Source organism: Streptomyces sp. NPDC037273 (assembly GCF_055603625.1).
Genome location: NZ_JBVJVO010000005.1, coordinates 367934 through 389342, shown reverse-complemented (window position 1 = coordinate 389342; position 21409 = coordinate 367934). Strand labels below are relative to the sequence as shown.

17 protein-coding genes are annotated in these 21409 nt (G+C 71.7%); 7 read left to right on the top strand and 10 right to left on the bottom strand.

Annotated elements, in window-relative coordinates:
• Positions 1 to 21: 21 nt before the first annotated feature.
• The 5 genes from ACZ7G1_RS16670 to cseB all read right to left on the bottom strand — a co-directional run bounded on the left by ACZ7G1_RS16670 (position 22) and on the right by cseB (position 5409).
• Positions 22 to 684, bottom strand: coding sequence for a TetR-like C-terminal domain-containing protein (locus ACZ7G1_RS16670; protein ID WP_470877285.1), 663 nt, complete (start codon positions 682 to 684; stop codon positions 22 to 24).
• A 186-nt stretch (positions 685 to 870) separates the two neighbouring features.
• On the bottom strand, positions 871 to 1779 hold the full coding sequence (locus ACZ7G1_RS16665) for an endonuclease/exonuclease/phosphatase family protein (protein ID WP_470877326.1): 909 nt from the start codon (positions 1777 to 1779) through the stop codon (positions 871 to 873).
• Between the two features lie 272 nt (positions 1780 to 2051).
• Positions 2052 to 3023 carry a D-alanyl-D-alanine carboxypeptidase family protein gene (locus ACZ7G1_RS16660; protein WP_470877286.1) on the bottom strand — a complete coding sequence of 324 codons (972 nt, stop codon included), beginning with the start codon at positions 3021 to 3023 and terminating at the stop codon, positions 2052 to 2054.
• A 398-nt stretch (positions 3024 to 3421) separates the two neighbouring features.
• Positions 3422 to 4684 carry a sensor histidine kinase gene (locus ACZ7G1_RS16655; protein WP_470877287.1) on the bottom strand — a complete coding sequence of 421 codons (1263 nt, stop codon included), beginning with the start codon at positions 4682 to 4684 and terminating at the stop codon, positions 3422 to 3424.
• Complete coding sequence (gene cseB, locus ACZ7G1_RS16650; RefSeq protein ID WP_470877288.1) at positions 4681 to 5409, bottom strand: two-component system response regulator CseB; 729 nt, start codon at positions 5407 to 5409, stop codon at positions 4681 to 4683. The genes ACZ7G1_RS16655 and cseB overlap by 4 nt, the downstream gene beginning before the upstream one ends.
• Positions 5410 to 5747: 338 nt before the next feature.
• On the opposite strand from cseB, the gene ACZ7G1_RS16645 reads away from it, so the two are divergent.
• Both ACZ7G1_RS16645 and ACZ7G1_RS16640 read left to right on the top strand, forming a co-directional pair.
• A complete protein-coding gene (locus ACZ7G1_RS16645) occupies positions 5748 to 6671 on the top strand; it encodes a class I SAM-dependent methyltransferase (RefSeq protein ID WP_471204173.1) in 924 nt (307 codons plus the stop codon).
• The gene (locus ACZ7G1_RS16640; RefSeq protein WP_470877289.1) at positions 6607 to 6918 is read left to right on the top strand and encodes a hypothetical protein; all 312 of its coding nucleotides are present in this window, start codon (positions 6607 to 6609) and stop codon (positions 6916 to 6918) included. The genes ACZ7G1_RS16645 and ACZ7G1_RS16640 overlap by 65 nt, the downstream gene beginning before the upstream one ends.
• Here ACZ7G1_RS16640 and ACZ7G1_RS16635 read toward each other — a convergent pair.
• The 3 genes from ACZ7G1_RS16635 to ACZ7G1_RS16625 all read right to left on the bottom strand — a co-directional run bounded on the left by ACZ7G1_RS16635 (position 6844) and on the right by ACZ7G1_RS16625 (position 8448).
• Positions 6844 to 7632, bottom strand: coding sequence for a beta/alpha barrel domain-containing protein (locus tag ACZ7G1_RS16635; protein ID WP_470877290.1), 789 nt, complete (start codon positions 7630 to 7632; stop codon positions 6844 to 6846). The two genes, ACZ7G1_RS16640 and ACZ7G1_RS16635, sit on opposite strands and share 75 nt — an antisense overlap.
• An 11-nt stretch (positions 7633 to 7643) precedes the next feature.
• Positions 7644 to 7964, bottom strand: coding sequence for a hypothetical protein (locus ACZ7G1_RS16630; RefSeq protein WP_470877291.1), 321 nt, complete (start codon positions 7962 to 7964; stop codon positions 7644 to 7646).
• A 118-nt stretch (positions 7965 to 8082) separates the two neighbouring features.
• On the bottom strand, positions 8083 to 8448 hold the full coding sequence (locus tag ACZ7G1_RS16625; protein ID WP_470877292.1) for a hypothetical protein: 366 nt from the start codon (positions 8446 to 8448) through the stop codon (positions 8083 to 8085).
• Between the two features lie 627 nt (positions 8449 to 9075).
• On the opposite strand from ACZ7G1_RS16625, the gene ACZ7G1_RS16620 reads away from it, so the two are divergent.
• Positions 9076 to 9600, top strand: a complete 525-nt coding sequence (locus tag ACZ7G1_RS16620) for a peptidylprolyl isomerase (protein ID WP_470877293.1) — start codon at positions 9076 to 9078, stop codon at positions 9598 to 9600.
• A 120-nt stretch (positions 9601 to 9720) separates the two neighbouring features.
• On the opposite strand, the gene ACZ7G1_RS16615 is transcribed toward ACZ7G1_RS16620, so the two are convergent.
• Both ACZ7G1_RS16615 and ACZ7G1_RS16610 read right to left on the bottom strand, forming a co-directional pair.
• On the bottom strand, positions 9721 to 10686 hold the full coding sequence (locus ACZ7G1_RS16615) for an MASE1 domain-containing protein (protein ID WP_470877294.1): 966 nt from the start codon (positions 10684 to 10686) through the stop codon (positions 9721 to 9723).
• Between the two features lie 289 nt (positions 10687 to 10975).
• On the bottom strand, positions 10976 to 11818 hold the full coding sequence (locus ACZ7G1_RS16610; RefSeq protein ID WP_470877295.1) for a PP2C family protein-serine/threonine phosphatase: 843 nt from the start codon (positions 11816 to 11818) through the stop codon (positions 10976 to 10978).
• A 734-nt stretch (positions 11819 to 12552) separates the two neighbouring features.
• Here ACZ7G1_RS16610 and ACZ7G1_RS16605 point away from each other — a divergent pair.
• The 4 genes from ACZ7G1_RS16605 to ACZ7G1_RS16590 all read left to right on the top strand — a co-directional run bounded on the left by ACZ7G1_RS16605 (position 12553) and on the right by ACZ7G1_RS16590 (position 21347).
• Positions 12553 to 14205, top strand: coding sequence for a sigma-70 family RNA polymerase sigma factor (locus ACZ7G1_RS16605; protein ID WP_470877296.1), 1653 nt, complete (start codon positions 12553 to 12555; stop codon positions 14203 to 14205).
• Between the two features lie 433 nt (positions 14206 to 14638).
• On the top strand, positions 14639 to 17008 hold the full coding sequence (locus ACZ7G1_RS16600) for a non-reducing end alpha-L-arabinofuranosidase family hydrolase (RefSeq protein WP_470877297.1): 2370 nt from the start codon (positions 14639 to 14641) through the stop codon (positions 17006 to 17008).
• A gap of 39 nt (positions 17009 to 17047) precedes the next feature.
• A complete protein-coding gene (locus ACZ7G1_RS16595) occupies positions 17048 to 19672 on the top strand; it encodes an RICIN domain-containing protein (RefSeq protein ID WP_470877298.1) in 2625 nt (874 codons plus the stop codon).
• Between the two features lie 280 nt (positions 19673 to 19952).
• The gene (locus tag ACZ7G1_RS16590) at positions 19953 to 21347 is read left to right on the top strand and encodes an aspartate ammonia-lyase (protein ID WP_470877299.1); all 1395 of its coding nucleotides are present in this window, start codon (positions 19953 to 19955) and stop codon (positions 21345 to 21347) included.
• Positions 21348 to 21409: the final 62 nt, after the last annotated feature.

Sequence of the window (21409 nt, the reverse complement as noted above, 5' to 3'; positions counted from 1 at the left end):
CTCCGTTCCTGTGAAGGGCGGTCAGCGGTGGTCGTCCGCGGCCTCGGCTCGGCGGTCGGTCGACGGTGATGCGCGAGGCCCGGAGCCCGCCGTGCTCCGGATGCCCTGCCGGTTCAACGCGAGCTCGACGGAGCGATCGACGAGACGGCTGTCGAGCGGACGGCCCGTGACGAGAACCCGGAAGTACGCGGGAGCCGCGAGATCCTCGATCAGCTCGTAGGGGTCGACGTCAGGCCGGAGTTCACCTCGCTCCACAGCCCTGCTCACGATGTCGGCAGCACCGGCGAACCGCGCCTCCCAAAAAGCGTCCTTGGCCCGCACCACCTCGTCGTCGCGCGCCGCGAGAGACACGACGGTCAGGATCACCCTGTGCACCTCGGGGCGTTCGACCAGCGCGATGACCTGGCTGAGCAGTGCGCGCAGATCACCTTCGAGCGTCCCGGTGTCCGGAATCGGATTCTCGTCCCTCGCCAGCTCCGACAGCGCGTCGGCCACCAGGTGCACCTTGCTCGGCCACCGGCGGTAGACAGTCGTCTCCGCCACTTCCGCCGCGGCGGCGACCCGGGCGATCGTGAGCTGCTCGTACCCCTCGTTCAGGAGCAGGTCGGCGGTCGCGCGCAGGACGTTCTCACGATTCCTGGCAGTGCGTCCGCCGGGGCGCTGCCGGCCGGGCTTCTCAGTCATGCGTTCCCTCGTGTACGCCGCACGGCGACCACCGGCCTGGCGACGACCGACAGCCTTAATGAAAGACATCTTGCATTAGGTTACCCATGTGCAGGCGCTCGGCACCAGAGCTGCGGCTCGTCGCCACGGGAACGGCGCTTCGGGTCCGCTGAGTCGCTGCCTCATGGGCTACGAGTTCTTCGGGGGTCAGGGAGCGGGGTCCGCGGACAGGTGGATCCGGGCCGCCACCGGAAGGTGGTCGCTGGCCGTCGCGGGGAGGGTCCAAGCCGATGCGGCCCCGACGCCCCCGAGAAGGATCTGGTCAATCCGTACGGCCGGCAGGCGCGCCGGCCAGGTGAAGCCGAAGCCCGCGCCCGCCGCGGCCTGCGCCGAGACGAGACGGTCAGTGAGGGGCCGCAGCGCGCGATCGTCGGTGGCGCCGTTGAGGTCGCCCATGACGACGACGCGCCGCACGGGCTCGGCCCGTACCTCCGCCGCCAGCAGGCCCAGCGCCTCGTCCCGCGCCCCGGCGGTGAATCCGGCCGGACCCACGCGGACGGACGGCAAGTGGGCGACGTACACGGCCAGCCGCCCGCCGGGCGCGTCCACCGTGGCCCGCATCGCCCGCGTCCACGGCATGATCGGCACGGCCCGCGCGTCCCTGAGCGGATGGACGCTCCACAGGCCCACTGTGCCCTGGTAGAAGTGGTACGGGTAGGCCTCCGCCAGTGCCCGCTCGTAGGCGGGCGCCCTGGCCGGGCTCAGCTCCTCCAGGGCCAGTACGTCCGCCCCGGCGGCGAGCAGGCTCCGCACGGTTCCCTCGGGGTCGGGGTTGGCCTCGTTGACGTTGTGGCTGACCAACGTGAGGTCCCCGCCGGGGGACGTCTTGTCGGCGAGGGCTCCACCGAAGACCGCCAGCCACGCCGCCGCCGGCACCACCAAGGCCACCGCCGCCGCCACCGGCGCCCGCCGCAGCAGGGCCGCGGCCACCAACACCGGCACGGCCAGTGCGCTCCAGGGCAGCAGGGTCTCGGCCAGACTGCTCAGCCGACCGGGCAGTGTGGGCAGCAGCCCATGGCCCGCGACGCTCACCGCGAGGAGGACGGAGCAGCCCATGACCGCCGCCCCGCGGCGCCGCCACCACCGCCGACGCGCCCCGGCGTCCGTCGGGCGGTCCGTGGCCCCGGGGGCGCGGTCCGGGCCGACTGCCGTGCCGTCCGGCCTGGGGGAGGGACCGGTCTGTGTCGCCGTGCCGTCGGGCTTGGCGGAGGGACTGGTCGCCGTCGCCGTCGCTGTCGCCGTGCGGTCCGGCGGCGCGGCGGCAGCGTCTGGGCGTGTCGCCGTGCCGTCCGGCGCCGTGACGGCGGGGTCCGGGCGTGTCGTCGCTGTCATCGTGCCCGGCCCGCCGTTCCGGCGGTGGCGAGCCGGTCGCGGACGGCGGTGAGCAGCCCGCGGCTGGAGTCGACGGCGGCCCGGAGTCCCTCGGCGGGCGTCGTGTTCGCCCGCTGGTGCAGGACGGCTCCCACCAGCAGCCGGGGCGTTCCGCCGACGCGCACCTCGCAGGCCCACAGGAGGTTCCCGCCCGCCGGAGTGCTGGAGCCGGTCTTCACACCGAGGACGCCCGGGGTGTCCAGCAGGGGATTGGTGTTGGTGATCGTCCCGAGGCCGGGGACGGTGGTCTCGCGGGTGGCCACGACCGCCCGGAAGACCGGGTCCTCCATCGCGGCCCGCGTCAGCCGCACCTGGTCGACCGCGGTGCTAATGGTCGTCGGCTCGATGCCGCTCGCCCCCGTGTAGACCGTGTCCTTCATGCCGAGCCGTCCGGCGGCGCGCCGCATCTTCGCCACGAACGCCGCCTGGCTGCCGGAGTCCCAGCGGGCCAGCAGCCGGGCGACGTTGTTTCCGGAGGGGATCAGGAGCAGTTGCAGGAGCCGGCGTTGGGAATAGCGCTCGCCATGCCGTACAGGGACGGTCGACTCGCCGCCGACCCCCACCTCCTGCGCGGCCGTCCGATCCACTTCGATCAGCGGGCCTTCCTCGCCGGGCCGCAGCGGGTGCTCCTTGAGGATGACATAGGCGGTCATCACCTTCGTCAGGCTCGCGATCGGTACGGGCCGCCGCCCGCCCCGCTCGCCCAGCGAACCGGTCCCTTCGAGCTCGACGGCGCTCTGGCCGTCCTGCGGCCACGGGAGCGCGCCGATGCCGGAAACCGGCAGGCGCGCGTCACCCGACAGGCGCTCGTCGCCCTGCACCGGAGGCGCGCCCGAGGGGGAGGCGACGGCGATGCCCAGGGCCGTCAGCAGGGCCAGGGCCAGGGCACCGCCGACGAGGCGATGCCGGGGGGTACGGGGAAGGGACACGGGCCGCCTCCAGGGGCTGCGGTACGGGATCGGTACGGCAGCAAGACTCCGGGGACGAGGTCTCCGCCCCACGGTCGGCAGAGCGCGGCCCGTGCTCGGGAACCCATCGGTCGTGTATCAGCGGGGGCGGCGGCGAGCGGACGCGCGTCGGCCGGCGAGTTCGACGCATTGGTGGGCGGCGAGTTCGACGCATCGGCGGGCGGGGCGGGGGGCCCGGCCGGGGACGCGGAAGGAGTCTCCGAGGAGCGGGGACGTACCGACGGGTGACCGTCCCGGGACGGCGAGGGTCGTGCGCCGGCAGGCAGGCAGTCCCGGTGCGGCCGGGCGACCCGCCCCGGTGCGGCTGGGTCCCCGGTGGGCCACCCCCGTTGCCGGGGCAGGCCGTCCCAAGGACGGGGTCACGCCTCGGGCGCCGGCGGCCCGTCCTGGGGCAGGGTCAGGGTCGCGACCGCCCCGCCGTCCGGGGCGTTGGCGAAGTCCAGGGTCGCCCCGATCACCCTCGCCTGGCCGGACGCGATCGTCAGGCCCAGGCCGTGCCCGTGCCCCCGCTCGACCGTGCCCGTACGGAACCGCTGGGGGCCGTGGGACAGCAGGTCGGCCGGGAAGCCGGGGCCGTGGTCCCTGACGGTCACTGTCCGGCCGGTGACGGCGATGTCCACCGGGCCGGCGCCGTGCCGGTGGGCGTTGACGACGAGGTTGGAGACGATGCGGTCGAGGCGTCGGGGGTCCGACTCGACCACTGCCGTATCCCGTTCGGTCACCCGCGCCGCGAGGCCCGTCCGCGCCACCGAGTTCCGGACGAGGGCGGCCAGGTCGAGCGGTCCCGGCTGGGACGTCTCGGCGCCCGCGTCGAGCCGGGAGATCTCCAGGAGGTCCTCGACCAGGTCGCGCAGTACCCGCACCCGGCTCTGGACCATGTCCGTCACTTCGCCCTCGGGTAGCAGTTCCGCAGAGGTGACCAGACCCATCAACGGGGTGCGCAGCTCGTGTGCGACGTCGGCGGTGAAGCGCTGCTCGGTGTCGATCCGCTGCTGGAGGCTGTCGGCCATCGAGTCGACAACGGCCGAGATCTCGGCGACCTCGTCGCCCCCGCGGACCGTCCCCGTCCGGGCGCCGAGGTCGCCCGCCGTGATGCGGCGGGCCGTGCGGGCCACCCGGCGCAGCCGCCGGGCGGGAAGTTCCGTCGCCAAGGCCGTTGCGGGGATGACGACGGCGAGCGTGAGCAGCGAGTACTTCCACATGTGGCGGTCCAGGGCCTGCCGGGTCAGCAGGTCGGCGGTCATGTCGACCTCGACCGCGTACAGCTTTCCCCCCTCCCGCCGGGCCGCCCAGAAGACGGGGGCCGGGGGCCCGTCCTCGTAGAGTGTGGCCTCGCCGCCGTGCTCGACCTGCCGCAGCAGCGCCTCGGGCAGCTCCCCGGGGGTCACCCGGGGCCCGTCCCCACCCGCGGCCGTGGCGTCCTCCAAAGCCGTGGCCAGCGCCACGTGGGCCCTGCCCGCGCCCTCGTTCATGGACCGGCGCAGCACCGAGTCGTGCACCAGCACCCCGACCGTCAGCGCCATCGACGCGCAGGCCAGCGCCGCCAGGAGGACGACCTTCCAGCGCAGCGAGCGGAAGTGCGGCACCAGGCCCGTGACCGCCCCCCAAGGACCCCGGCTCACCGCTTCCACTTGTAGCCGAAGCCCCGGACCGTCTCGACGCGCTCGGCACCGATCTTCTTACGCAGTCGCTGCACGCACAGGTCGACGACCCGGGTGTCGCCGTCCCAGCCGTAGTCCCACACTTCCCGCAGCAGGGTCTGACGGTCCAGCACGATCCCGGGGTGCGCGGCGAACTCGAGCAGCAGGCGCAGCTCGGTGGGGGCGAGCGCGATCCGCTCGCCGCCCTTGCGAACCTCCAGGGCCGCCGGGTCGAGGGAGAGGTCGCCGAAGACCAGCGGGCCGGCCGGCTCCGCGGGTCCGGCCGGTTCGGCCACCGGGACCACGAAGGACGCCCGGCGCAGCAGCGACCGGATCCGCGCCACCAGAACCGCGGTGTCGACGGGCTTCACCACGTAGTCGTCGGCCCCGGCCTCCAAGCCGGACACCACGTCGAGGGCGTCGCCGCGCGCCGACATCATCAGGATCGGGTCCGTCGCCGTCTCCCGGATCCGCCGGCACAGCCCGATGCCGTCCAGGCCCGGCAGCATCACGTCGAGCAGCACCACATCATGCCGCCCCTCCCGGAAGAGTTCGAGCCCGGTCAGCCCGTCGGCCGCGACGAGCACGCGGTAGCCGTAACGCTCCAGCGCCATCGCGACGGACCGCCGGATCACCTCGTCGTCCTCGACGAGCAGGACCGTCACGGGCGCGGGCGCGGGCGCGGACGCCGACACGGAATCAGACATGTACATCTCTCGGGCACGGGACGGGACAGGTCCTTCATCATGCCTCACCCGCACCCACCCCCGACGCCCCCGGACGGCTGTCGTCACGCCCCCGACCTGCGCTGATACCCGCCTGATACACCACCGCGCGGTCACCGACACACATCCGAGCCGGTACGGAAACGGAGACGGCGCGCCCTGGGGAGCCCTGGTCCGGAGACGGTCCGGATCTTGGTTCGGCGGGGCCGCCTCCGGTCACGTCGTGACTGCGATGCACGGCGTGACGGTGTGGTCCCGCATGAGGGTGCGTTCAGGCGCGGGCCCGGTGCGTCGCCCGGGGCGTCGAGCCGTCCGGTGGTATCTGCTGGTCCTTCGCCGGCCTGCCTGGCCAGGACGAGGCGCTGCGGTGGCTCACGGAGCGGCTGCCGGCCGGGGCCCGCGTCCTGGACGTCGGCTCCGGCACCGGGCGACCGGTCGCCCAGGTGCTCGCCGAGGCGGGCTTCCGGGTGACCGGCATCGATGTCTCCGCCACCATGGTCGAGCTGGCCCGCTCCCAGGTGCCCGGCGCCGAGTTCCGGCTCGCGGACGCTCGCACGTACGAGCTGGCGGAGCACTTCGACGCCGTCTGCGCGTTCTTCCCGCTGCTGCTCATGTCGCAGCGGGACGTGGTGGCCTCGCTGGAACGCATCGCGTCCTGGGTGGCCCCCGGCGGCTACCTGCTGTTCGCCACCGTCCCCGGCGACCTGGACGACACCACACTGACGTGGATGGGCCACCGCGTGAACGTCAGCAGCCTGCCCGCCGACGAGTTCCCCGCCCGCCTGGAGAAGCTCGGGCGGACCGTGCTCCACCGGCACGTCGCCGCGTTCCAGCCCGCCAGCCGCATCGCCGGCCCGGAGGAGCACCTGTTCCTCCACGCCCGCCGCGCCGGACCGGTCACCCCGCCCGCCCACGCGCTCCTCGGCCCGTACCCCCATCCCGACCGCTACCGCGGCCCGCACGCCCTCAGCACCGCCGCGTGGGCCGCCTTCGAACCCCACTTCCGACGCCACGACGTCGACGCGGTCGTCGACGCCCTCACCGGCTGCCGCCGCATCCTCGACGTCGGCGGCGGCACCGGCGCCGGCGTCCGCGCCATCTCCCCTATGGGGGTACGACGCGGTCACCGCCAGCTGGGTCCTCCACTACACCGCCGATCCGGGGGCGGCGATCGGCGAGATGCTGCGCGTACTCGACCGCGACGACCCGCACGCGCGGATCGTCCTCATCCAGGGAGCTCCTGACAACCACATGGTCGAACTCCTCAACCGGCACTGCGTCACCACGGTTCAGGAGCAGATCGACCACCAGGGCCACCTGCTCCACCTGGCCGCCGAGACGGCACGAATCCTCGCCGACTTCTGGCACGCCCACCACCCGGACAACCAGTCCATGCGGAAGTCCCTGGAGCAGGACCTACTGGCCCACTACGCTGCCGGACACCAGGCCGTCGACGACAGCGCCGTACTCCTCACGGCCCGACGCCCCTGAACGCCGGGGCAGCCGCCTGCGACCCCTCATCGCCCCGCCGGCGTCGGCGGCAGGAGGCCGGCCCGTGCGGTTGGCGCTGCTGACGTACGGCACCCGGTGGTCGTCCAGCAGGGTGTGCGGCGGCTGATGGGCCGGGCCCACAGGGCGACGGGCTGGCCGGCGGGCAGCGACGGCGGTGACGACGCGAGTGCCGGCGAGCTGGGTGAGGACGACGCGCGGATCGTTCCCCAGCACCTCGCGTGGATCGTGCGGCTGGAACAGCTCGGGGCGGACGAAGGGCGCCAGGCCGAGACCGGGGTCGTCGTGCCGGTGGGAGGCGAGTACCACGTCCGGACCGCATGCGGCCCGGACGTGGGTGAACATGTCGCGGCAGGCGTAGGAGAGTTGGCATCCGACGGTGTCCGCCAGGGTGCGGTGGACCCTGACCTGTGCCATCGCGCCCGAGGCGGGCACCACGACCCTCACCCGCGCGTGCCGGCCGCCGCGTACCGAGGCGACGGCCTGCTCCACGTCGCGGTCCACGCCCCGACAAACCGCGGCCACGCTCACCGTGCCTTCAGCCTCCACGGCGACCGGGCGTACGGCCTCGAACTCCTCGGCGCACACAGTCGGGAAGCCGGCGGGGAAGACCGCGTGCCGAGGACCGTCGGCACCGAAGATCCGGCCCGTCTCGCGGGCCGGCCGCACCCGGAACCCGCCCCGCGTGGGTGACAAAGGGCGCGAGGTCAGCCGTTCTCCCGGCCCGGCAAAGACGCGCCCTCCAGGAAGGAGCGATAGGCCTCGACGGCTTCCGGCTCGATTTCAGGGTGGGAGGGGCCGTAGCGGGTGTCGGTGCGGTCCCGCTTCGGCCCGGAGACCCAGAACTCCTCGTCGGTCTGGACGTCGTAGAAGTTCGCATCGAACATCCCGCCTGCCCGGCGCAGTGTCCTCCCGCGAAAGTACGCAGTGCTCCAGGTCTTCGAGAAGTCCACCCAGCCGATCCACGAGGGTCCGCGGTCGGTGTTGTAACCGGTCTTCAACTGCACGAACATGAGACGTCGAGGCATACGCTCAGGGTCCTGCACGGACCGCACCGGTGACCAGCCATTTTGCGGGCGCTTACGAGACCCCTCGCCCGCTTCGCTTGATCCGCTCGTGAGGCGGGGCTGAAGCCGAAAGGCGCGATCAGGAGACGCGCTTGAGGGTCCAGGCGTTGTTGTTGAAGCCGGAGTTCGGGAAGGCGACGCAGGAGCTGGAGTAGTAAGAGCTGGTCGCGGTCCAGCCGGCGGGGTAGTACGTGGACCCGCATGCCTGGACGACGGTGCCTATGGGCAGGCCGGTGAGCTGCTTGATCTGCTTGATGTTCGGGTTGAAGTTCTGGGTGCCGCAGCTGGCGCTGTAACCCCAGCTGACGTCGACGTAACCCGCCGGGGTGACGGTGTTCGCGCAGGTCGTCGTCACGTCACCGGGAGCCGCCTGGGCCGGCGCGGCGGCGAGAGCGAGCATCGCGGCGGCGGCGAGGGCCATGGTGGTGGTCCGGAAACGGGCCATGGTGGGCTCCTTGGGTCGGAAAGCGATCAACGGGAAACAACAGCTCGTTTTTACGGTGCGGCCGAGAGCCGGAAAAGTCCCTTTCCGGTCTCAGAGATCAGGCCACGACAACGGCCGCGCAGCCAGGAGCGCTGCTGACTCGCCCGCCGCACTCGGAGGACTCCAGGCACTCAGGGCTTCTGTCACCCTGACGTCGTCGATCTGGAACGGACCTGGCCGATCGGGGCTCCCCTGTCCCCCTGTTGGCAGACCCTTCCGGGGCGCCTCGCCGAAGAGGCTCAGAAGAAGCTGAGCTTCTTCGGCGAGTCGCCTGAATGATGGGGCGCCGGCCACGCTGATCGGCCGGAAATCCCACTACCGCAGGCCACACCACGCCCTAGACTGCGACCGCTCCAAGACCTGGAGATCATCGGGAGGGCGTGCAAGATGAGACGAGCACTGATCAGTGCGTTCGCGGCCGCGGCGTTAGTGGTGTCCGGGGGGAGTGTCGCCACCGCTTCCGACAGTGCTCCGCCGCGCACCACGCACGGTCCTTGCCAGTACAGCGAGACCCCGGACGAGCCGCCGGCGCGCCGTGTTCCGCTGCCGCCCGACCCACGGCGCACCCCTGGTCATGGCACGGTCGACTTGGCCGTACCGACCAGTCAGGGCCCGCTTCCGCTGCGCTTGGACCGGGCCAAGGCGCCGTGCACGGTGCAGAGTTTCCTGCACCTGGCACGGCACGGTTTCTACGACCGTACGGTGTGCCACCGCCTGACGGCGTACCCGACGCTGAAGGTCCTGCAGTGCGGCGACCCGACCGGCACCGGTGAAGGCGGGCCCGGGTACAAGTACAAGGACGAACTGCCGGTGGACCTGCCGCCCGCTGCCACCGATCCCACGGGCGCGCGCCGGCTCTACGGACGCGGCTTGCTGGCGATGGCCAACGCCGGCCCGAACACGAACGGCTCACAGTTCTTCGTCGTCTACGGCGACTCCGCACTGCGACCGAACTACACGGTGTTCGGCACGGTCGGCCCCGCCGGTCTGGCGACACTCGACAAGGTAGCCGCAGGAGGCATCGAGCCGACCGCGGAGAACCCGGCACCAGTCGACGGCACACCCACCCTGCGGACCGAGCTGCTCCACGTCCGGCCGTCCTGCCGGCACTGACGCACCGCGATGTCGCCGCGTCCATGACCAACATGCCTGGCGGGCATGCGGGGTCGGCTTGCGGCGACACTCGCAGGCCCAGGGAGTCCCCTGGCTCCTGCGCCGGCTCCCGCGCACGGATCACGGATTCCCGTGCCCGCCGGGTGGGGCTGCCCGGCTCTCGGCGGTGCCGGGGGAACCCGGTGAGGACTCGCCCGCCGCGAGGTGCTCCAGGACCTCCGCCAGTTCCTGGCAGGCGCGGCGTACCGACCGGCGGGTCGCACGCTGCTCGGTGATGACGGAGGCGAGAAGCAGGGCGGTCAGGGCGGCGGAACCGTTGAACGCCTGGAGCTTGACCATGATCTCGACGTCCGTGAGGTGGAGGAACGCGCCCCGCCCCGCGGTCGCCTCGAACGTGGTGAGCACGGAGGCGAAGAGCGCACACAGCATGCTTCCGGCGAGCTGGAAGCGGAGCGCTGCCCAGATCAGCAGGGGGAAGACGAGGAAGAGCATGCTCATCGGGCTGAGCACGGCCATGGGCATGAGGACCAGGGTCGTCAGCCCCAGAAAGGCCGCCTCCTTCCAGCGCCGTACCCGAAACCGTCCCGCCGGCCCCGCGAGGACGAGCAGGAGCGGGGCGACGAGCAGCACTCCCATCGTGTCGCCCACCCACCAGGCCAGCCAGACCGGCCAGAACTCGCTCTTGTCCAGGGAGCCCCTCGCCACCTGCAGTCCGACCCCCGCGGTCGCGCTGATCAGCATGGCGCCGAACCCGCCGAGGAAGACCAGGAAGAGTCCGTCCCGCAGACCCGCCATGTCGAGCCGGAAGCCGGCCCGTCTCAACAGCAGGAACGCGCAGAGCGGCGCGACGGTGTTGCTGGCCACGATGACCACTGTGGTGGGCCCGGGTGTGGTGAGCGAGGCGATGACGAGGAACGAGCCGAGAGCGATCCCAGGCCAGACCCGCGCGCCGAGCAGCAGCAGGGCGGCGACGGCGACGCCGGTGGGCGGCCAGATGGGGGTGACCACCACGCTTTCGACGACGAGGCGGCCCAGCAGGCCGATTCGTCCGGCCGCGTAATAGCAAACCGCCACGGCCAGCGACATCAGAGCCGCCCCCGCAGAGGACCGGAACTGCCGAATATCCAACACGTCAGCCATCAGACACCGGCCGGGCCGCCACGACCGGGCAAGGCCCCTGCGTGTCGGGCGGCGTCGCCCGGCATGGTCCCGGGCGGGTCCGAGGACCGGTCCGGCCCGAGGACTGGCTAGGCCCGAGGACTGGCCCGGCCCGCGGACCGGTGCGGCCCGCAGACCGGCTCGGCCCGCGGCCTGGCTCGGCCCGAGGACAGGCCCGGCCCGAGAGCCGGCTCGGCCCGAGGCGAGCCCCCTCCCCTCAATCCTCGGCCGCCGGCCGGGCCGGAGCGCCGTCATGGCCGACGACCAGGACGGCCGCGTCGTCCTCGTGCCCCACCGTGGCCGCCAGCTTCATGACGGCGGTGGCGAGCGCGTCGACGTCCAGCCCGGCGACGGCGGTGATCCCGGCGAGCCTCGTCACCCGGTCCAGACCCTCGTCGACGTGGAGCGAGGGCCCCTCCACCACTCCGTCGGTCAGGAGGACGAAGACACCGTCGGTGGTGAGCCGGTGGCGCGTGGTCGGGTAGTCGACGCCGCGGAGCACACCGAGAGGAGGCCCGCCCTCGCTGTCGTCGATGCCGGAGCGGCCGTCGGTGGTGGCCCAGATGTGGGGGATGTGACCGGCCCGGGCGCACTCCAGGGTGCCGGCAGCGGGGTCGAGCCGCAGGAAGGTGCAGGTGGCGAAGAGGTCGGCGCCCAGAGAGATCAACAGGTCGTTGGTGCGACCGAGCAGCTCTCCAGGGTCTCCGGTGACGGAGGCCAGCGCGCGCAGGGCCACGCGGACCTGTCCCATGAAGGCGGCGGCCTCGATGTTGTGTCCCTGTACGTCGCCGATGGACATGCCGATCCGCCCGCCGGGCAGGGAGAAGGCGTCGTACCAGTCACCGCCGACGTTGAGACCGAGGTTGGCGGGCTCGTAGCGGACGGCCAGCCGGGCGCCCGGAAAACTGGGCAGGTCCGAGGGCAGCATGCCGCGCTGCAGGGCCACGGCGAGCTCGACACGGGAGCGCTGCGTCTCGGCCAACTCCCGCGCCCTGGCGGTCAGCGATCCGAGCCGGACCAGAAGGTCCTCGCTGTTGTCGGCCGGCCGTCTGCGGAACATCGATCACTCCGGCGTCACGACAATCCACGCATCCCTTCGTCCCGGTCTCCAGCACGCGGGACCCCAGGGGACCACCTCGGTACGAACAGGTCCTTCCCACTCTGCCTGGAGGGGACAGGGTCCGCATCTCATCGGCGGAGAACTCGGCGGCCCGAGGACGCCAGGCACTCGCACGAACCGCACCCTCGTCCCCCGGCGCGAAGAGTTCTGCGCCGGTCCTCGTTGCAGCCGGTGCGGCTGCGTGCCTCCTCGGTGACCACCCGCAACCGGGTCGATGTCGTACGTCTGGACGGGGACGCGCGCCCCCGTCGCGTCCAGAGTGCGGCCGTCCGTGCCGAACGCGAGCGACAGGACGGCGCCCCCCCCCGCACCGGGCAGGGTGGTGCCCGGCGGCTGCTGGGGGCCACGTCCCACAGCCGCACGGTGCCGTACGACCCGACCGAGGTGCGGACGGAGCCGTCGGGCGAGAAGGCCACGCCGCCCGAAGGCAGTAGACCCGCTGCCGGTGCTCGTGCTCGGGCGCCCTGCGGATGCGACGCGGGGGCGCTGCTTGGCCTCGTCAGCCCTGCCGTCCCGTCCGGCGGCCGCCGTCCCTGCTCGCCGTGCGCGCGGGAGCCCTGCGATCCCCGTCAGTGGGACGCGCATGCCACGAGTGCCGCCTTCCATGTCGGCACGGGCCAGACCGGCCGCCCGAGGCGCAGGCTTTGGCCGTATGCCTTCGTCGGGGCTAGGGTGTGCCGCCGTACTCGGCGGAACGCTCCCTGGAGAAGGTGGGAATGGGGCTCATTGACGCAGACCACGTGGGGCTGGTCGTCGCGGCGCAGGCCGGTGACGATCGGGCGCGCGAGGAGCTGATCGCCGCGTACCTGCCGTTGGTCTACAACATCGTCGGGCGAGCGCTGGACGGACATGCCGATGTCGACGACGTCGTCCAGGAAACGCTGTTCCGCTTGGTGCGCGACCTGCCCGCCCTGCGTGCCCCCGAGAGCTTCCGGTCCTGGCTGGTGTCGATCACGCTCCGCCAGATCAATACCCATTGGCACCGGCAACGCGTCTTCGCCGACCGGACCACGGTCATCGACGAGGCACGCCAGATACCGGACGCGGGCGCCGAGCCCGTGGACGTGACGATCCTGCGGCTGCATGTGTCGGACGAGCGGCGCCGGGTCGTCGAAGCCGGCCGGTGGCTCGACCAGGAGCACCGGGTGCTGCTGTCGCTGTGGTGGCAGGAGTGCGCCGGTCTGCTCAGCCGGGAGGACATGGCGGCCGCGACGGGGCTCACGGTCGCGCACGTCGGAGTGCGCCTGCAACGCATGCGCGAGCAGTTGGAACTGTGCCGGACGATCGTCGCCGCGCTGGAGGCCGATCCGCGCTGTCCGGAGCTGAACGGGACGGTCGTCGGCTGGAACGGTGACCATGCGTCGGTGTGGCGCAAGCGGATCGCGCGGCACACGCGTGACTGTCCGGTCTGCGGGGTGACGTCGGCAGAACGGGTTCCGGCCGAACTGCTGCCCCTCAGCCTCACGACGCTGGCCGTGCCGGCCGCACTGATCGCCGCGCTGGCCGCCAAGGGCTTGCTGTCGGGTACGGCAGCGAGCGCCGCCGGGCTCGCCGCGGCCCCTGTCGCCGTCGGCATGGCGACGGGGGGAGGCGGTCTGCACGGCGCTCTGATCGGCAAATTCCAGGCGGTGACCGCTCATCCGCTGGTGAGCCTCGCGACCGGCGCGGTGCTCATCGCCGGAACCGCCACGTATGCGACCTGGCCCGAAGCGGCACCTCGAGTGCCGGGCGTCATCGCCGCTCCCACGGTCGGCACTCCCACGCCCTTTCCCTCGCGCACCACCACCTCGGCCGTACCGTCCCCGGCGAGTCCGTCTCCGGTGAGTCCGGCCTCGGCGAGTCCGTCCCCGGTCATCCCGCCCTCGCTCGGCCCGTCCGCCGTCGCGGGCACCGTTCCGCTGGGGGCGCGGTCGCTGGAGGCCGCGGACAGTCCCGGCCTGTTCGTCACGTACACGGGCGATTTCGCGGCGCTCGGCAGCATCGCCGCGTCCAGCGGCGCGCAGGAACGTCAGCGGGTCACCTTCACGGTCGTCGGGGGACTGGCCGACACACGGTGCGTCACCTTCCGCGCCGCGGACGGCCGGTACCTTCGCCACTACTACCTGCGGCTGCGGCTGAGCGGCGACGACGGCAGCGCACTGTTCCGTGAGGACGCCACCTTCTGTCCCCGTCCCGGGGCGGTCGCCGGGTCCGTGACCCTGCACGCGCACAACTATCCGGGAACGGTCCTCCGCCACCGCGACGGCGGCATCTGGCTCGACGGCTCCGACGGCACGCGGGCCTTCGCCGGCCAGGCTTCCTTCATCGTGCGCAGCCCCGGGGCCTGAGCACCGCTCCTCGGGCGATCCCGACCGAGTCGCACAGTCACAGCCCGGCGCTTCTCCAGCCTGATCCTCCTCCAGCCTGATCCTCCTCCGGCCTGGTCCCCGACGGTTCCTGTCCCACGCCACGGCCGACGTTCCCCGCGGATCAGTGCGGCGCCCCTTTTCCACGGGCGCGACCAGGCAACGGCGTCCCGCATAACGCTTTGTGCCTGCGAGATGCATCACGGGGCAATCCTGCGGACGGCGCGACTTTTCTGTTACGCGACCGCGAGCTCGGAAGCCTCCACTTCAGGGGTGTCCTTCCCGCCGCCCGTCACGACGTGCCGGCGCGGCAGGGTCCCGACTTCCCCCACTGACGTATCCCCTGAAGAAAGCCCCTCACATGACGCACCACACCCACGAACCCAGGGCGACCGGAACGCGGAGCCACCGAGGCATGAAGGGCCTGCACCGGCTCCGCCGCCGACGCCGGACATGGGCGATAGGACTGTCGGCCACGGCGCTGGTGGCCGGGGTCGTGACGCTCCTCCCCAGCTCCGCCGGAGCCGCGGGCCTGGGCACCCAGGCCGCTCCCTCGGGCAGGTACTTCGGCACGGCCGTGGCCGCCGGCAGGCTCGGCGACTCCGCGTACACCGCGATCGCGGACCGGGAGTTCAACATGATCACCCCGGAGAACGAGATGAAGTGGGACGCCATCGAACCGTCCCGCGGCAATTTCACCTTCGGCCCCGCGGACCGGATCGTCGATCGCGCCCTGGCGCGCGGCCAGCGCCTGCGCGGACACACCACGGTCTGGCACTCGCAGCTCCCCGCCTGGGTCGGCTCCATCCGCGACGCGAGCACCCTGCGCGGCGTGATGAACCACCACATCACCACGGAGATGACCCACTACAAGGGCAAGATCTACGCCTGGGACGTCGTCAACGAGGCGTTCGCCGACGGCGGCAGCGGCGGGCTCCGCGACTCCGTCTTCCAGAAGGTGCTGGGCAACGGCTTCATCGAGGAGGCGTTCCGCACCGCCCGCGCGGCCGATTCCGCGGCCAAGCTCTGCTACAACGACTACAACATCGAGAACTGGTCGGACGCCAAGACCCAGGGCGTCTACCGCATGGTCAAGGACTTCACGTCCCGCGGCGTTCCCATCGACTGCGTCGGGTTCCAGAGCCACTTCGGGACGAGCGGCCCGCCGGCGAGCTTCAAGACCACCCTGGCCGCCTTCGCCGCCCTGGGCGTCGACGTGCAGATCACCGAGCTGGACATCGCCCAGGCATCACCCGCCCACTACGCGAACGCGGTCAGCACCTGCCTGTCCGTGGCCCGGTGCACCGGCATCACGGTGTGGGGCGTCCGTGACAGCGACTCCTGGCGCGGCGGCGAGAGCCCGCTGCTGTTCGACGGCGGCGGCAAGCCCAAGCCCGCGTACACCGCCGTCATGAACGCTCTCCACTCCGGCTCCGGTACCACCCCTGGCAAGCCGACCGACGGTACGGGGGAGATCAAGGGCGTGGCCTCCGGCCGCTGTGTCGACATCCCCGGCTCCACCGCCGCCAACGGCACCCGCGCGCACCTGTGGGACTGCGGGGGACAGGCGGGCCAGCGCTGGACCTACACCGCCGCCAAGCAGCTGAAGGTGCACGGCGACAAGTGCCTGGACGCCCAGGGCAAGGGCACCACCAACGGCACCCCGGTGATCGTCTGGGACTGCAACGGCGGCGCCAACCAGCAGTGGAACGTCAACAGCGACGGCTCGATCGCCGGCGTCCAGTCGGGGCTGTGCCTCGACGCCGTCGGCGCCGCCACCGCGAACGGCACCACGATCCAGCTGTACGCCTGCGCGTCCGTCGACAACCAGAAGTGGACCCGGACCGCCCCGGCCGGGACGGGCAGCGGCACGTGTGATCTCCCGACGACGTACAAGTGGCGTTCGACGGGTGCCCTCGCCCAGCCGTCCAACGGATGGGCCGCGGTGAAGGACTTCACCCACGTGACGCACGACGGCAAGCACCTCGTCTACGCGTCGAGCGCGTCGGGAACCTCGTACGGCTCGATGGCGTTCCGCCCCTTCACGAACTGGTCCGACATGGCGTCGGCCGGCCAGACGAAGATGAACCAGAACGCGGTGGCGCCCACCCTGTTCTACTTCGCACCCAAAAAGATCTGGGTGCTCGCGTACCAGTGGGGTGCCGCGCCCTTCAGCTACCGCACGTCGAGCGACCCCACCAACCCCAACGGCTGGTCCGCGCCGCAGCCGCTGTTCACCGGCAACATCCCCCGCACCGAATCCGGCACCGGACCGATCGACCAGACCCTGATCGCCGACGAGAAGAACATGTACCTGTTCTTCGCCGGTGACAACGGCAAGATCTACCGGGCGAGCATGCCGATCGGGAACTTCCCGGGCAGCTTCGGCTCGTCGTACACGACGGTCATGAGCGACACGGTGAAGAACCTCTTCGAGGCGCCGCAGGTCTACAAGGTCCAGGGCCAGAACCGGTACCTCATGATCGTCGAGGCTCGGGGTGCGAACGAGCGGCGCTACTACCGCTCGTTCACGGCCTCCAGCCTGAGCGGTGCGTGGACCCCGCAGGCCGGCAGCGAGAGCAACCCCTTCGCGGGCAAGGCCAACAGCGGCGCCACCTGGACCGACGACATCAGCCACGGTGACCTGATCCGCACCAACCCCGACCAGACCATGACCATCGACCCCTGCAACCTGCAGTTCCTGTACCAGGGCAAGTCCCCCACCGCGAGCGGACCCTACGACCAGCTGCCCTACCGGCCGGGCGTCCTCACCCTGCAGCGCTGACCTGCCCGATCCACGGTTGCACAAGGAGTAACACCCCCCATGAACAACCCCACCAACGCCGGACGCCGCGGACGTCACCGCCGTCGCGGGACCGCCACCGCCCTGCTGCTCGGCGTGCCCGCCACCGTCGTGCCGTACCTCCTGTTCGTGCAGGACGACTCGCAGGCCGCGACGGTCGACGGCAGTGCCTACTACAAGCTGGTCTCCGTGCGCAGCGGAAAGGTGCTGGACGTCAACGCCTTCTCCACCGCCGACGGCACCCGTATCCAGCAGTGGACCGACCAGAACACCGCCAACCAGCAGTGGAGGTTGCGCTCCACCGGCGACGGCTACTACGAGCTGGTGAACCGCAACAGCGGCAAAGTGCTCGGCATAGCCGGCGATTCGACCGCGCAGGCGGCTGCCGCCGAACAGCAGACCGACAGCTCCTCCGCCTCCCAGGAGTGGCGGATCGACGAGGTCGGCGGTTCCGACGCCGTCACTTTCACCTCCCGCGGTAGCGGCCAGGTCCTGGACGTCTCCGGAGGCTCCACGGCCGACGGCGCGGCGGTCATCCAGTACGGCGGCCATGGCAGCACCAACCAGCAGTGGAAGCTGGTGAAGACGGCCGAGGCCCCGGCCACCGGGACCGGGCCGTACGCGTGGAAGAACGCCCAGGTGGTGGGCGGCGGTTACGTCACCGGTCTGGTGTTCAACCCACGGGAGAAAGGCCTGCTGTACGCGCGTACCGACATGGGCGGCGCCTACCGCTGGGACGCCGCGGCCGAGCAGTGGATCCCGCTGACCGACTGGCTCGGCGAGAAGGACTGGAACCTGCTGGGCATCGACGCGCTGGCCACCGACCCCGTCGCCCCCGACCGGCTCTACCTCGCGACCGGCACCTACACCAACGACTGGGCCGGCAACGGCGCCATCCTGCGCTCCACCGACCGCGGCCGCACCTTCCAGCGCACCGAACTCCCCTTCAAACTGGGCGGCAACGAGGACGGCCGCGGCGCGGGCGAACGGCTGGTGATCGACCCCTCGGACAACCGCACCCTGCTGCTCGGCACCCGCAAGAACGGCCTGTGGCGCAGCACGGACAGCGGTATGACATGGCGTCAGGTCTCCTCGTTCCCCGTCAAGGACGGGGCGAGCAGCGGCGGCGGCATCTCCTTCGTGACGTACGGTCCGGCCGGCAGTAACACGGTCTACGTCGGCGTCGCCGACAAATCCACCTCCTTGTACCGCTCCACGGACGGCGGCAGCACCTGGCAGGCCGTCCCCGGCCAGCCGACCGGCCAGTTGCCGCAGCACGGCGTGCTCTCCGGCGACGGCTCGCTGTACCTGACGTACACCAACGCCCTCGGACCCAACGGCGTGACGGACGGCTCGGTCTGGAAGTACACGCCGTCCGGCGGGACGTGGAAGAACGTCTCTCCGTCCCAGGGCGGCTACGGGTTCTCCGGCCTGGCCGTCGACCCGCGCCGGCCGTCCACGGTCATGGTCACCACCCTCGACCGCTGGTGGCCCGAGGACGAGATCTACCGCACCACCGACGGCGGCACGACCTGGAAGGCACTGGTGGACAAGTCGGTACGGAACGCCTCCGCCGCTCCGTACATCACCACCCACACCGGGCACTGGATGACCGCCCTGGCCATCGACCCCTTCGACTCCGGACACGTGCTGTACGGCACCGGCAACGGCATCTGGCGCAGCAAGGACGCCGACGCCACCGACAGCGGCGGCACCAGCCACTGGACCGCCGGCGCGCGCGGCCTTGAGGAGACCGCGCTGATGGACGCGATCGCCCCGCCCGGCGGCGCCACCGTCGTCACCGCCATGGGCGACCAAGGAGGTTTCCGCCACGACGACCTGAACAAGGTCCCGGTTGGGCGACTGAGCAATCCGATGATGACCAACAGCACGGACATGGACTTCGCCCAGGCCAACCCCTCGCTGATGGTTCGCGTCGGTCGGGGTGGCGCGCAGGACGGCGCCTACTCCACCGACGGCGGCAGCAGCTGGAACGGCTTCAAGGCCGAGCCGGTGGCCGGGGCCCAGGACGGCCGCGTCGCGCTCGCGGCCGACGGCTCGACCATCGTCTGGACCGAGGCCGGCCAGGCCCCGTACCGCTCGACCGACAAGGGGGCGAGCTGGTCGAGGGTCAGTGGCCTGGGCACCGACGCGGTCGTCGTCGCCGACCGTTCCTCGGCCAGGACCTTCTACTCGCTGAGCGGCGGCACGCTCCACGCCAGCACGGACGGCGGCGCGACCTTCACCGCCCGCGCCTCCGGCCTGCCCTCCGGCAAGCTCACGGCCGTCCCCGGTGTCGCCGGCGACCTGTGGATCGCCGGCGGCGGCCAGGGGCTGCTGCACTCCACCGACGGCGGCCGCACCTTCACCACGCTCACCACCGTGAAGTCCGCCTCCGCGCTCGGCTTCGGCAAGGCCGCACCCGGAGCCTCCTACCAGGCCCTCTACCTGATCGGCACCGTCAAGGACGTCACCGGCGTCTTCCGCTCCACGGACAAGGGCGCCACCTGGCTCCGCGTCAACGACGACGCCCACCAGTGGGGCAGCATCGGTGGCGTCGGCGTCATCACCGGCGACCCGGACATCTACGGCCGCGTCTACGTCGGCACCAACGGCCGTGGCCTCCAGTACGGCGACCCCTCCTGACCCGACACCGGGTGCACTCACGCTCCACGTGAGCTGACGCGCGATTGCCAACGCGCTGCCGCCCTCTTGACCGTTGCGACATCTCGGTCGGAGGGCGGCTTTCCGCTGTAGAGGGGCCCGAGTTCGATGGAGAGCACCCGTTTCGGGAACAGGCCGCTCGCGGCTGACGGGCGCTCTGTGCGTGTAACGGGCATTCCATATGGCGCCGAGAAGTGCTTGAGTGTAATGATTGGTACTGGTGGGCAGGGTGGCTGCCCCAGAGAGACCGGAGGCCGCGACAGTGAGTTCGCCGCGCACAGAGCACGACCTGATCGGTGACCGCCTAGTGCCGGAAGACGTCTACTACGGCATTCACACACTGCGCGCCCGCGACAACTTCCCGCTCACCGGCATCGCCCTGTCGGCGCATCCCGAGCTGGTGGTGGCACTCGCGGCGGTCAAGGCGGCCGCCGCCGCGGCACACCGGGATCTCGGCGTGCTCACCTCGGAACAAGCGGACGCCGTCATCCGGGCGTGCCAGGAGATTCGCGAGGGGCGGCTCCATGACCAGTTCGTGGTCGACGTGTTCCAGGGAGGGGCGGGCACGTCGGCGAACATGAACGCCAACGAGGTCATCGCGAACCGCGCGCTGGAGCTGCTCGGCCGCGAGCGCGGAGCCTACGGCCACCTGCACCCCAACGACGACGTCAACCGTTCGCAGAGCACCAATGACGCCTTCCCGACCGCGGTCAAGCTCGCCCTGTACGCGGCCGCGGGCCGGCTCCTCGACGGCATGAGCGAGCTGGCCGGCGCCTTCACGGAGCGCGGCGGCACGTTCGCGAAGACGGTGAAGCTCGGCAGGACGCAGCTCCAGGACGCGGTGCCGATGACCCTGGGGCAGGAGTTCGACACATTCGCTCTCACGGTCCGGGACGACGCCGAAGTGATCACCCGGGCCTCGGGCGTCCTGCTCGAGGTCAATCTGGGCGGGACGGCCATCGGGACCGGTCTCAACGCGGAGGCGGGGTTCGCCCAGGCGGTGATACCGCACCTGGCCGCGATCACCGGCCTCCCCGTGCGCCCGGCCCGCGACCTGGTCGAGGCCACGCAGGGCATGGGCGGTTTCCTCCAGCTCTCCAGCGCGCTGAAGCAGTACGCGGTCCGGCTGGCGAAGATCTGCAACGACCTGCGGCTGCTGTGCTCCGGCCCCAGAGCGGGCCTGGGCGAGATCAGGCTGCCGGCCCTCCAGGCCGGTTCCAGCATCATGCCCGGCAAGGTCAATCCCGTCATCCCGGAAGCCGTGAACCAGGTGTGCTTCGAGGTGATCGGCGTCGACGCCTCCGTCTGCGCGGCAGCCCAGGCCGGCCAGCTCCAGCTCAATGCCTTCGAGCCGCTGATCGCGCACCTGCTGCTCAACTCCGCGAACCGTCTCGACGCGGCGAGCCGCCTGCTGGCCGAGCGGTGTGTCCAGGGCATCGAGGCGAACGAGCAGCACCTCCGCGAGCTGGTCGAAGGCTCCGCGAGTCTCGCCACGGCCCTCAATCCCGTCATCGGTTACCAGCGTGCGACCGAGCTGGCGCGGGAGAGCCTCGACACCGGCCTGTCCGTGAGGGAACTCGCCAGGCAGCGGGGACTGCTCCCCGAGGAGGAGCTCGAAGCGCGCCTCGACCCGTGGACCCTGGCCCATCCCTGCTGACCGGCGACGCGGAAGGAGGTCCACGGCGACCCGCCGCCCCGCGCCGCGCGGAACGGTGGCAC